This is a genomic window from Gemmatimonadales bacterium (assembly GCA_041390145.1).
GTDB lineage: Bacteria > Gemmatimonadota > Gemmatimonadetes > Gemmatimonadales > GWC2-71-9 > SPDF01.
Map to the genome: position 1 here is coordinate 1 of JAWKQM010000025.1, position 9,724 is coordinate 9,724.

The window sequence follows — 9,724 nt, forward strand, 5'->3', positions numbered from 1 at the left end:
GGTCTCCCCGCCGAGCCGCTCCCAGCACTCCTCCGAGAAGTGCGGCGCGAAGGGGGCCAGCATGACCACCATGTCCTTCACCAGATGGCGTTCAGAGCAGTTTGTCTCCCGCATAGTGTTGAGCAACTCCATCAGCGCCGCGATGGCCGTATTGTAGCTCAGCGCCTCCATCGCCTCGCTCACCTTCTTGACCGTCTGGTGCCGCTTCACAATCACCGACTGGTGCACCTCCTGCCCCGCGAGCGTCGCCTGCTCGCACTGCCCCACCAAGTCCCAGACCTTTTCCAGGAAGCGGCGCGGCCCGCTGATGCCGGAGTCGCGGAAGTCGCCTCCCTCCTGGAAGGGGCCCAGGAACATCAGGTACATCCGAAAGGTGTCGGCCCCCCACTTGGCGATGTACTCGTCGGGGATGACGACGTTGCCCTTCGACTTGGACATCTTGGCGCCGTCCTTGACGATGAGCCCGTGGGCCCGGAACGTCTTGAACGGTTCCTCGAACTGCACGTGCCCGAGTTCATGGAGCACCATGGCGATGAACCGCGAATAGAGCAGATGCAGCACCGCGTGCTCGTTGCCGCCGATATACATCGTGACCGGGCACCACTTGGCGGTACGTGCCGGGTCGAACGGCCGGTCGTCGAACTCGGTGCTGGGGTACCGCAGGTAGTACCACGCCGAATCGAGGAAGGTGTCGGAGACGTCCGTCTCCCTCCGCGCCTGTTTTCCGCAGTCTGGACAGGGTACGAAGTACCATTCCTCGTGCCGCGCCAGCGGCGAGATGCCGGAGTCATCGGGGCGGAAGTCGTCGATGGGAGGCAGCAGCACCGGCAGGTCCGCTTCCGGCACCGGCACCGGACCGCAGGCCGGGCAGTGGATGATCGGAATCGGCGGGCCCCAGTACCGCTGCCGGGAAATGCACCAGTCATAGAGGCGGAAGCGCACCATCTTCGTGCCGTGCCCTTCGCGCTCCAGCCAGGCGGTCATGTCGCGGAGCGCCGCGTCCGCCGGACGCCCCGTCCACGGTCCCGAGTGCACCAGTGCATACCCCGCCGTATCAGTCTCTGCCTCCGCCATCGGGGCGTCGGCGTCCTGGCCCTCGCGGGCAAGCACGCGAGTGATCGGCAGGTCGAACTTCTGCGCAAAGGCAAAGTCGCGTTCATCGTGTGCCGGCACCGCCATGATCGCGCCGGTCCCGTATTCCATCAGGACGTAATCGGCAATCCACACCGGGATCTTCCCGCCGGTGGCGGGATTAATGGCGTACGCGCCGGTGAAGACGCCCGTCTTGTCCTTGTCGCCCACCTTGCGGGAAATCAGGTCGAGCGAGGCGACGTGCGCGCGATATGCCTCGACCAGCGCGCGCTGCGCGTCGGTCGTCAGCTGGGCGACGAGGGGATGCTCCGGGGCGAGCACCATGAAGGTGGCGCCGTACAGCGTGTCGGGCCGGGTAGTGTAGACCCGGATGGCGCCGCAGTCGCCGTCGACCGCAAAGTCGATCTCCGCCCCCTCCGAGCGGCCGAGCCAGTTGCGCTGCGCCTGCGTGGTGGTGTCGGACCAGTCCATCTTCGTGCGGTCGTCGAGGTTGGCGAGAAGCCGCTCGGCGTAGTCGGTGATGCGGAAATACCACTGCTGCAGCGCCCGCTGCTCGACCCGGGTGTCCGGGTGCCGTTCGCAGAAGCCGTTGATGACCTGCTCGTTGGCCAGCACCGTCTTGCACTCGGGGCACCAGTTGACCGCGCCGTGCTTCCGGTACGCCTTCCCCGACTTGTAGAGCTGGAGGAAGAGCCACTGGGTCCACTTGTAGTAGGCGGGATCAGTGGTGGACAGCACGTTCCGCCAGGCGAACATCCCGCCGACCCGCGTGAGCTGCCTGGTGAAGTTGGCGATGTTGCGCGGAATGAGCTCGGCCGGGTGAATTCCGAGCTTGATCGCGTAGTTCTCGGAGTGGATTCCGAAGGCGTCGAAGCCGATCGGCTCGAAGACGTCGAAGCCCTGCAGGCGCTTGAAGCGGCCGTAGGCGTCGCTGCCGGTGAAGGCAAACATGTTCCCGACGTGCAGCCCTTCGGCTGACGGATAGGGAAACATCATCAGGTTGTAGAAGGGCCGGGCGGCGCCGTCGAGGTCGGGCTCGTTGGTGTGGCGCTCGGCCCAGCGAGCCTGCCACTTGGCCTCAACGGCCTGCGGATCGTAGCGCTGCGGTTGCGGATCGGTCATGATAGGGGGAATCTACCCGCCGCACGAGGGCGAGCCAAGCGCCCTGCCGGCGCCTTGCTGCAGGGGGCCGGCAAGCCTAAGTTTTCATGCACTCCCCACTTACATCGCCAGCGGAGCCCCATGGCCGGCGTCAGGAAAGACCTCACCCGATCCCTCTACCTGTACGGCACCGCCGTGCTGGTTCTCTTCGGCGCCCTTATGGCCGGGATCATGAACGGCAACGAGTCCCGGCACCTCCGCCGCAGCCTCGACGAGCGGCTGATTGGCCTGGCGGACCGGTCGGCGGCACTCCTCGAGCAGGCGCTGGAGTACCAGCCCGGTGCGATGGCGCGATTGGCCGCCCCCGGGGCCGCCTCGGCCGAGGCTGCGACCTCGATCAACCAACTTCTGTCAACGGCACGGACCGATGCCGACCTGGTGGAGATCGCCGTGCTCGGCGGCAACGGCGCCGTCCTCTGGAGCAGCCGCCCGGCCACGGCGACCGGCTCGCAGATCGGCGGGTTGGAGGCCGCGACCGGCCGAAGCGGACTCCAGCTGGTCGACCTCACCCTCAACGGCATCGCGACCCGGGCCGCTGTCCTCCCTGTGGCCGGTTCCAACTGGCGCGTGGTGACCAGCGCGCCCGAGGCCCAGCGGGTCGACCTGACCGGCAACCTGGTCCTGTTCAGCATCCTGATCTTCACGGTCGGCGGCATCATCACGCTGTGGCTGCTGGGTCGCTGGCTGGATCGGCGCATCCTGCGCCCGTTGCTCGTGGCGGAAGAAGTGGCCACGCAGGTGGCGCAGGGGAACCTCAGCGCCACGGTGACGGAAATCGACGCCGCGGGGGCCGAGGGAAACCGGCTGCTCCGGGCCATCGCTGCGATGGTCGGCGCACTGCAGACCCTGGTCGGCGCCATTCGCGGGGCCTCCAGCGAGGCGGCCGCGATGGCCGAAGAGATTTCGGCGGCAACGCAGGAGATGTCGGCCTCGACGCAGGAAGTGGCAGGGACGACCGCCGAACTGACGGACCGTGCCACCAAGCAGGCGGCCGTCGTCCGGCTGGCGGCCGACGATGCCGGCAAGATTCTCGGCATCGCCGAGGCCCTGGCGTCCGGCGCCACCCAGGCGGCGCAGCGGAACGCCGCGCTTGCGGCGCTGGCCCGCTCGCACCGGGAGCAGCTCGATCGCAGCACCACCGAACTGGCCAAGCTCACGGAGGAAGTCGAGCTCGGCGCGGAGGAGGCGGAGTTGCTGGCCACCTCGTCCGAGGAAATCGAAAAGTTCATCACCCAGACCAAGGCCATCGCCAAGCAGACCCATATGCTGGCGCTCAACGCCGCGATCGAGGCGGCGCGGGCGGGAGGCGAGGGCCGCGGATTCAGCGTGGTGGCGGAGGAGGTACGAAAGCTGGCGGGCCAGGCGGCGCAGGCGGCCACCTCGACCAGCGAGACGGTGCAGAGCGTGCTGGCCCGGGTGCAGACCGCCCGGGAGCGACTGCTCCGGCTCGCCCAGGGGGGGATCGTGGCCCGCGACGCGGCGCAGGCGGCCGCCTTGGGGCTCCGCACCGTGGCGGAAGACGCCGATGCGAACGATCAGTGGACCCAGGCGATTTCCGCCTCGGCCGATGATGTCCGCATCCTGATTGACGGGATTGCCGGTCGCATGAAGGAAGTATCCGCCGGCACGGAAGAGTACGCCGCTGCTGCCCAGCAAATCGCGGCGGCCGCGCAGGAGCTCAACGCCTCGACCGAGGAGATCGCCTCCTCCGCCGGTCACCTGGCCGACGCCGCCGAGCGCCTGACCAACGCCGTCGGCGGGTTTCGCGTGAGCTAGGCGCCCTCGGCAATCTCCGAGAGCGCCGACAGCAGGCCGGCAAAGTGTCCAGGCGTGAGGTCTCCCATATGGCCGATGCGGATCATCGCATCGGCCATTGCGTCGAGACCCGCGCCAATCGTCCAACCCCGCTCCAGCAGCTGGCCGGCGACCGCACGCCCGGTGGTGCCCTCGGGCACACGAAGCGCCGACACCGTCCACGCCCGGCGCCCCTCCGGTGCGAAAAAGCTGTAGGCCGGGTGCGCGGCCACCCACTCTTCCATCATCGTGAGCATCGAGCGGTGCCGCCGCCAGCGGGCCTCGATGCCGCCTTCAGCGTCGATTCGTTTCAGTTGGGCCTCCAGCGCCAGGTAGAGCGGAAGGGCCGGCGTCTGGGTCGGCTGGTTGATCTTGATGGCCTCGTCGTGCAGGACCAGGTCGAAGTACCATCCTGGCTGTGCCTGCTCGCAGGCACGCTCCATCATGGCCGGCGACGCCACGGCGAGGGAAATCCCGGGAGGCATCGCCAGCGCCTTCTGCGAACCGGTAAAGACGAAATCGAGCCCCCAGGCGTCGGTCTCGACCGGCGACCCACCAACCGAGGTGACCGCGTCCACCAGCAGGACCACGTCCTTCCGCCCGCGCACCACACCCGCCAAGTCCTCCAGCGGAACCAGCGTGCCAGTGGAGGTCTCACAATGGACCACGGCGACGGCGTCGACCTGGTGCTTGTCGAGGGCCGCCGCCAAATCGTCGGCCTCGAGGGCGCGGCCGAGCGGAACCGGCAGGCGGACCACCTCCTTGCCGCACCGCTTGGCAATCCGGGCAAACCGATCGCCGAAGAAGCCTCCATCGACCACCAGCACCCGCTCGCGAACGCCGCCGGCCACCGCCGCCTCCATGAATCCGGTGGCGGAACTGGTGGCCATCAGCACCGGGCGTGTGGTGCGGAAGAGCCGCTGGAGCTGCGGCTCCATCCGCTGCAGCATCGCGACCATCTCCGGGCCCCGGTGGGCAAACATCGGGTGCACCATGGCCTGCAGGACATCGACATGGACGTCGGTGGGTCCGGGAAGGAAGAAGCGGCCGAAGGTGTAGTCTGAAGGCATGCCGTTCGCAGTCATCACATCTCCCGATCGCGGGGCGTGCGGAACTGGTCGAGCACGCCGCCCCCTATAATCTCATCGCTGGTCACCATCTGAACACCGCGGTCCCGCCACTCGGCCAGCAGCCGTTCACCGGCCGCGGCGTCGATGGCGCGGACGGCGTCGGTGACGAGCAGCAGCCGCGTCGCGGGGCGCCGTTCGAGCAGGCCCTCCACGGCATAGCGATCGCAGACGTCGAGCGCCACACCGTAGAGCACGATCACGTCCGGCGCGAGGGCCTCGAGCACCGGCTCGACATTCGCATTGGTGAAGACATCGAACCAGTGCTTGTGGAACAGGATGTCCCCATCGTGCGCCGCCACGTGACGCCCCACCTTGGCCGGGTCCATCGGATCCGGCTCGAACACCAGTGGATTGCGGAGTGGCGTCTCGGGCACCTTGTGCTGGCCGGGGGTGCCGCGCATGCAGTGCGGCGGAAAGGTCGTCTTGAAATCGGGCGTGTCACTCAGCTCGCGGTGACCGGGCACGTGGTCGTCCGCGCTGGCGACGATCCGAATACCCTGCTGGTGCGCGAAGTCGGTCAGGGCGCGCAGCGCCGGCCCGATCTCCTCGCTGCCGGGCACGTACAACAACCCGTCCGACCGCATGAAATCGTGCTGGGTATCGACGTCCCAGAAGAGGAGCCGGCTCATTGGACCCGCTCGAGCCGGGGATTGGGCCGATACTCACGCCCCACCTTGGCGCACGGCTTTCCGTCAAGGAGCACGACGTCGGCCGTGAAATCGAAACGCCCCTGGAAGAGCGAGGAGCCCACACCGTAGGCGTCCACCGGGACGGCCTGACGGTGGAACTCGCGAATCTTGTCGGCGGTGAAGCCGCCCGACACCACGATTTTCACGTCGCGAAAGCCCTCCGCGTCGAGCGCCCGGCGGACGTTCCAGACCAGCTGCGGGTTGACGCCAGTGGGCGGAAAGCGCCCCATCTGCGGCAGGACCGACTTGTCCACCAATTTTTCGCTGGTATCGATCCGGACGCCGAAGAGCTTGTCGCCAAGCGCGCGGGCCACCTCGAGCGAGGTCCGCACACAGTCGTTCTCGAAGTCCACGAGCGTCACCACCTGCACCCCGGCGGGGGCGTGCTCCAGGAACTTCAGTGTCGCCCGCACGGTGTCACCCCCGTAGGCCGCGATCAGCGCATGCGGCACGGTGCCGATCCCTTCGCTCCCCCACCACGAGGCCTGCGCGTCGGTCGAGACGCCGATGGCGCCGGCAATGTGCGCGGCGTACCCGTCGCCGGTCTGCACCAGCCAGTGATCGTGGCGGGCCGGGAAGAACATCACGGTCTGCGGGGCGGCGGCTTCCACTACCCGGCGGGTGTTGGTGCCGACGCGGGTGCGGCGGGCGAGCACCCCGAGGTACAACGTCTCGAGGTGGGCAAAGGCGTCGTAGGGGCCTTCGATGAGCATGACGGTTTCCCACGCCTCGACCTCGTCGCCGTCAAAGAGGGCGTGCACTTCGAGTTCAGGCCACTCCACGGCGCAGAGCTTGAGGATGGCAATCGCCTCGTCGACCCCTCCGAGGAGCGCCTGCTGCTTGCCGAAGACCTGCATCGTGACCCGCGGCCGGTAGGCGTCGGCGATGAGGACCTCGCGGGCCCGGACGAAGTACTTATCGGAGTAGTAGCCCGAGCGCATCTTCTCGACCGGGAGGTTGAAGATGTGCGGGTCGAGCCTGGGGCGACGGGCCATGTGCTGGGGGCTCTCTCTCTAGGGGGAGACGACCCGGGAAGTTAGGAGGCGCGGGAGGGGGGGGCAAGTTGACAGGGGCCCCGGCGGCGTCTAACTCTAACGGTCAAGCCCCCTTGCACGTCACCCAGGAGACCCAGTGTCTGACTCCCTTTCCCGCCGGAATTTCCTCGGTGCCGGCGCCGCCGCGCTCGCCGCCGGGGCGCTGCCGTCACGCCTGTCCGCCCTCGAGGCCCCGGCCATTGTCCTCCGAGGCGCCAGCCGCCCGGTGGCCATCAGTTCCGCCAACAGCCTGGCCCCGGTCAGCCGGGCTCTTGAGCTGGTCCTGCAGGGCAGCGACACCCTGGATGCCGCCGTGGAGGGGGTCAAGATCCAGGAACTCGACCCGGGGGATATGTCGGTCGGCTACGGCGGCCTGCCAAACGAGGACGGCGTGGTGCAGCTCGACGCCTCCTGCGTCCACGGCCCCACTCGGCGCGCCGGGGCCGTGGGGGCGCTCGAGGGCATCAAGACACCGAGCGAAGTGGCGAAGCTGGTCCTCAAGTACACCAACCACATCATGCTGGTCGGGGAAGGCGCCAAGAAGTTCGCGCTCTCCTACGGCTTCAAGGATGAGGACCTGCTGACGCCGGAGTCCCGGCAGCGCTGGCTGACCTGGCGCGCCAACCGGGGCGGGAGCGACGACTGGCTCGACGTCCCCGACAACACGCCCATGGTGGTGCGCCCCACCGGGACCATCAACCTGAACGTCGTCAACGCCGCGGGGGACCTGAGCTCCGTCACGACCACCAGCGGCCTGGCCTGGAAGATCGACGGCCGGGTGGGCGATTCGCCGATTGTCGGGGCCGGGCAATACACCGACAACGATGTCGGGTCCGCCGGGTCCACCGGCCGAGGCGAATCCAACATCATGGTGTGCGGCGGGTTTCTCACGGTCGAGCACATGCGGCGCGGCATGTCGCCCACCGACGCCTGTCTCGAGACCCTCCGCCGGGTGATGGCCATGACGCCCCCGCGGCTGTTGCGCAAGGATGGACGGCCAGACTTCAGCCTCCAGTTCTACGCCGTGAACAAGAAGGGCGAATACGGCGCGGCCTCGCTCTACAAGGCGCGCTACGCCGTGCACGACGGCTCGGCCGCCGCGTTCAAGGACTGCGCCGTCCTCTATCCCTCGAAATAGGTGCGCATGCTCCGACGGCTGCCGTTCCTGCTGCTCCTGCTCCTCGCCGCCAGACCGCTGGCGGCGCAGGATCGCTGGCTCAGCAACTACTATCCCTACATCGCCTCGTCGCCGAACACCTTCCCGCTGCTCGGCGCACGGTTCGACTACCGTCGGGATGCGGCCTGGGACGATCCGTGGCTGTCCGACGGCTCCCTTGCGGCCACGGCAGCGCTTGGGTTCAACGGCAGTCAGATGGCGACGGTGGTCTTCCGGGCCCCCGGGCTCTGGAAGGACTGGCGAATCTTTTCCGAGGGGTTCTGGGTCAAGGACTCGCGGATGGGCTATTTCGGCATTGGCAACGACACGCCGTACGACCCCACACTCGAAGTCAACAACAGCAACTACTATCGGGTGCGGCGCGCCCGGCTGGGCGGTCGCGTCGAAGTGACGCGACGGATTGCCGGGCATCTTGAGACGGCAGTGGCGGGGGGACTCGTTGGCACCGAGTTCACCTCACTCCCCGCCCCGACGCTCTTCGGCACCCAGGTGGGCACCTCCCTCGAGACGACCGACTACACCGGGAGCCTGCGGCTGGTCTACGACACGCGGGACCGTGAGTACAACCCCTCCACCGGCACGCTGCTCCAGGTCGGCGGGCTGGTGGGAAATTCCTACGGCCGCTTCTACGGCGATGCCCGGGGATTTGCGCACCCCTTCTTCGGTACCGTGGTGGCCGGGCGGGTGACGGCGGTAAGCACATCCGGCAACGCCCCCCTGAGTTCCGGGTACGAGCTCCACCTCTGGGAAGAGTCGCGGTGGCAGTACGGCGGCCAGGAGACCAATCGCGGCCTCGTGGGCGGACGGTTGCTCGACGCCGACCAGCTCTCCGCCTCGCTCGAGGTGCGACAGACAATCCTCGATGTCGGGGATTTCGGCGGTGCCGGGGTCATCGGGTTCCTCGACGTCGGCCGAGTCTTCCCGGAGGGTGGGCTCTCGCTCACCACCGACGGTATGGCACTCTCCGGCGGCGTCGGACTCCTCTTCCGCGCGCTGAAGGCGGGCATCATGACCCTCAACTTCGCGTGGGGCCCCGACGGGTACGTCTTCTCTGCCAACACGGGGTGGAGTTTCTAGCCGACCGATTACTTTCCCTGCATGGCTGAACCCACCCCCGCAAAACCGAAGGTCAATTACAAGGCCGCGTGGGCCGAAGCCCGCGAGGTCGTCTGGGACTATCGCTTCCGCCTGGCACTCGGCCTGTGCCTGATGCTGCTGAGCCGTCTGGCCGGGCTCGTCCTGCCCGCCTCCTCCAAATACCTCATCGACGACGTGATCGGGAAGCAGCACGCCCAGCTGCTGCCGTGGATCGCCTTGGCGGTCGGCGTGGCCACACTGGTGCAGGCCGTGACCGGCTTCGCCCTCTCGCAAGTGCTTGGCGTCGCCGCGCAGCGGGCCATCACCGACATGCGGAAGCGGGTCCAGGCCCACGTGGCCCGGCTCCCGGTCAGCTATTTCGATTCGACGAAGACGGGCGTGCTGATCTCGCGGATCATGTCGGACGCGGAGGGCATCCGGAACCTGGTCGGAACCGGCCTGGTGCAACTGGTCGGCGGGTTCGTGACCGCGGCCATCGCGGTGGGCGTGCTCTTCTGGCTCAACTGGAAACTCACCGCCGTCACGCTTACCGTCCTGATCATTTTCGGC

8 protein-coding genes are annotated in these 9,724 nt (G+C 67.9%); 4 read left to right on the top strand and 4 right to left on the bottom strand.

Annotated elements, in window-relative coordinates; all coding sequences use genetic code 11:
• A partial coding sequence (gene leuS, locus R2910_14055) for a leucine--tRNA ligase (protein ID MEZ4414104.1) occupies positions 1-2,214 on the bottom strand: 2,214 nt, incomplete at its 3' end.
• A gap of 120 nt (positions 2,215-2,334) precedes the next feature.
• On the opposite strand from leuS, the gene R2910_14060 reads away from it, so the two are divergent.
• Positions 2,335-4,029, top strand: coding sequence for a methyl-accepting chemotaxis protein (locus R2910_14060; protein ID MEZ4414105.1), 1,695 nt, complete (start codon positions 2,335-2,337; stop codon positions 4,027-4,029).
• Here the strand turns inward: R2910_14060 and R2910_14065 are convergent.
• From R2910_14065 to R2910_14075, 3 genes are read right to left on the bottom strand one after another with little or no spacing between them, the layout of a single operon-like run.
• A complete protein-coding gene (locus R2910_14065; GenBank protein MEZ4414106.1) occupies positions 4,026-5,132 on the bottom strand; it encodes an aminotransferase class V-fold PLP-dependent enzyme in 1,107 nt (368 codons plus the stop codon). The two genes, R2910_14060 and R2910_14065, sit on opposite strands and share 4 nt — an antisense overlap.
• Positions 5,132-5,806: an isochorismatase family protein gene (locus tag R2910_14070; protein ID MEZ4414107.1), complete on the bottom strand. Its 675-nt coding sequence runs from the start codon at positions 5,804-5,806 to the stop codon at positions 5,132-5,134. The genes R2910_14065 and R2910_14070 overlap by 1 nt, the downstream gene beginning before the upstream one ends.
• Positions 5,803-6,861, bottom strand: coding sequence for a hypothetical protein (locus R2910_14075; GenBank protein ID MEZ4414108.1), 1,059 nt, complete (start codon positions 6,859-6,861; stop codon positions 5,803-5,805). Before R2910_14075 ends, R2910_14070 begins: the two co-directional genes overlap by 4 nt.
• Positions 6,862-6,997: 136 nt before the next feature.
• Between R2910_14075 and R2910_14080 the strand changes: the two genes are divergently transcribed.
• The 3 genes from R2910_14080 to R2910_14090 all read left to right on the top strand — a co-directional run.
• Positions 6,998-8,038 carry a N(4)-(beta-N-acetylglucosaminyl)-L-asparaginase gene (locus R2910_14080; protein ID MEZ4414109.1) on the top strand — a complete coding sequence of 347 codons (1,041 nt, stop codon included), beginning with the start codon at positions 6,998-7,000 and terminating at the stop codon, positions 8,036-8,038.
• A gap of 6 nt (positions 8,039-8,044) precedes the next feature.
• On the top strand, positions 8,045-9,154 hold the full coding sequence (locus R2910_14085; GenBank protein ID MEZ4414110.1) for a BamA/TamA family outer membrane protein: 1,110 nt from the start codon (positions 8,045-8,047) through the stop codon (positions 9,152-9,154).
• Positions 9,155-9,175: 21 nt separating this feature from the next.
• The coding region (locus R2910_14090) for an ABC transporter ATP-binding protein (protein ID MEZ4414111.1) at positions 9,176-9,724 on the top strand (549 nt) is incomplete at its 3' end.